The 2,383-nt window shown below is 45.3% G+C and carries 3 protein-coding genes and 2 tRNA genes; 4 read left to right on the top strand and 1 reads right to left on the bottom strand.

Annotated features, from left to right (window positions below):
• Positions 1 to 213: 213 nt before the first annotated feature.
• The 3 genes from C7B16_RS24050 (at position 214) to C7B16_RS24040 (ending at position 765) form a co-directional block, all read left to right on the top strand.
• On the top strand, positions 214 to 555 hold the full coding sequence (locus C7B16_RS24050) for an HNH endonuclease signature motif containing protein (RefSeq protein ID WP_107180277.1): 342 nt from the start codon (positions 214 to 216) through the stop codon (positions 553 to 555).
• A gap of 54 nt (positions 556 to 609) precedes the next feature.
• A tRNA-Asn gene (locus C7B16_RS24045) sits at positions 610 to 684 on the top strand.
• Positions 685 to 689: 5 nt separating this feature from the next.
• Positions 690 to 765: transfer RNA gene (locus C7B16_RS24040), tRNA-Thr, on the top strand.
• Positions 766 to 1,171: 406 nt separating this feature from the next.
• Here the strand turns inward: C7B16_RS24040 and iraM are convergent.
• On the bottom strand, positions 1,172 to 1,495 hold the full coding sequence (iraM, locus tag C7B16_RS24035) for an anti-adapter protein IraM (protein WP_072017355.1): 324 nt from the start codon (positions 1,493 to 1,495) through the stop codon (positions 1,172 to 1,174).
• A gap of 334 nt (positions 1,496 to 1,829) precedes the next feature.
• On the opposite strand from iraM, the gene C7B16_RS24030 reads away from it, so the two are divergent.
• Positions 1,830 to 2,383 (top strand): DUF1737 domain-containing protein (locus C7B16_RS24030; RefSeq protein WP_143192632.1); only part of this gene is annotated, 554 nt, incomplete at its 3' end.

The raw sequence follows: 2,383 nt of genomic DNA, 5'->3' as shown, positions 1-2,383 counted from the left end.
ACCAGTTGAGCGGATTCGCGTTTAAACTCTGCGCTGAAATTTCTTTTTTTCATTGGAGCACCTGTGTTGTTCTGAGGTGAGCATATCACCTCTGTTCAGGTGGCCAAATTTAGTGTGCCACTACAGAGGCAGGGAAGAGAGAGGACCACTTTGACATGGAACTCTCGTTTTGCTTTCAAGAAATGCTCATCAATAAATTCTGATGGGTATTTAATGATTATGATTAATGGTAAAGCATACCCTGCTCACAGACTGGCATGGTTGATTGTTTATGGCACCATGCCAGATGGTTTTATTGATCACATCAACAGGGTAAGAACAGATAACCGGATATCAAATCTTCGTCTTGTCACTCATTCCGAAAATATGCAAAACAGGAAAATTCAGAAGAATAATAAATCTGGATACCGTGGCGTGTCTTGGGATGCTAAGTACGGGAAATGGAGAGTAAGAATTAATGCGTCTGGAAAGTGTATTAACCTTGGATACCATGATACTGCCGAACTTGCCGCTGCGGCTTTTGAGGCCGCCAGAATGAAATATCATACCGTTTAAAGATGTAAGCTGCCGTTAGTGACTCTTAAGTTGCAACGGTGGCTTTTTTTATTTGGGTCAGTCGTATAAAGGTCATTACGGAAGGCTGTTAACCTTCTTATCGTGGTTCGAGTCCACGCTGTCCCGCCAAATATGCTGGTTTAGCTCCAATGGTAGAGCAGTCGCCTTGTAAGCGAATGGGTAGCGGTTCAAGTCCGTTAACCAGCACCATAACTGAGCCGTAGCCACTGGCTATCCTGAATTCATCAGTGATAGTTACGCTGCGGCATTCTACGCATGACCTTCGTGAAAGCGGGTGGCAAGAGGCTGCGAAATTTTTAAATACCTCACAGTTCAGCAAGTTGATGATTGTCTGGCGGGTGGGGAGTTTGTTAAAAATCACACCGCATGGTGAATCCCCCTGTGCGGAGGGGCAAATCAGCAGGTCACAATCATCCTTTAGCTTTATTTGGGCAATATTGCGGGTTCGGATGCTGATGCCGGACTCACCGGGAGGCACCCGGCACCATGCAGATAATTGTTTTGTGGATGATAATACCAGCCCCTCTCCGGAGGGGCTTTCTTTTATGCGGATGCACCTCAAGGTGAATATCATCTGAAATGCATCCATATGTCGTCACTTATGCCCGTATGGACATATTACCAGCACACAGTTGTTGTTAGGGCATTTTCTTTTTACGGATTTTCCGGGGCACTCTTTGTTATTTTTGATGATGAACCAGAAGTTTCTGTTAAACGGGGTAACGTTATAAATGGTTATGGGAAGCAGTTTATTGTCCAGAATCACACCAGAACCAGAATTAACAGGTGTGAAAACACTCCCCGGTGGCAGGAATACATCTGACTGATACCAGAGTATCAGTTTTATTTTACACCACACAGTTGAAAACGTTATTCCGCTTGATGAGCATATCACTGTGTCAATAACTATCCATTCCATCTTTTTCAACCTTCTTGTGCACATCGACTTTGATGTTTTTACAGACAAAACATAGTCTGGAGCTTGTTGTAACTCATTGAAAAAGATCGGTTTATTTAGTTTTTTAAGGTGGGTTTTATTTTTTTTGTATCATTTTGGTACTAATTGTTTCGCTCTTTTGATGTCTGTGAATCGGAAGGCTGATAATCAGGCTTCCGATTATGAGTTTTTATGAAACCAGTGGTTACAATGAAACAATATTTTACATTGTAAGTATTTTATTTTTTGCATTTTGATTTACGGGATGGCCGGAAAAGCATGTACATAAGAATTGTTGTTACAACAAGGGGGAGGCATGACATTTAAATATTACGATGTGGTCAGGGCGGCATCGCCGTCAGACCTTGCAGAACGACTGACACAAAAACTGAAGGAAGGCTGGCAGCCATTCGGCAGTCCGGTAGCCATCACACCCTATACACTGATGCAGGCCATTGCGGCTGAAGGGGACGTCACCACACCGGTGGTGGTTCCGGGTGGTGATATCAGCGTTACTGTTGCCAGTGAGCCGGAGTATTACTATGTGGTTGTGCTGGCCGGACAGTCCAACGGCATGGCCTACGGTGAAGGACTTCCGTTACCGGATTCTTATGACCGCCCGGACCCGCGCATTAAGCAGCTGGCGCGCCGCAGTACGGTGACGCCGGGTGGAGCCGCCTGTGCATACAATGATGTGATTCAGGCTGACCACTGCCTGCATGATGTACAGGATATGAGCGGTGTTAATCACCCGAAAGCTGACCTGAATAAGGGACAGTATGGTTGTGTCAGTCAGGGGCTGCATATTGCCAAAAAACTGCTGCCGTATATCCCGCAGAATGCCGGAATACTTCTGGTGCCCTGCTGTCG

Source organism: Escherichia sp. 20412-1, assembly GCF_003027595.1.
GTDB lineage: Bacteria > Pseudomonadota > Gammaproteobacteria > Enterobacterales > Enterobacteriaceae > Escherichia > Escherichia marmotae.
The sequence above is the reverse complement of the archived record's forward strand: the minus strand, read 5'-3'. Positions and strand labels throughout refer to the sequence as shown.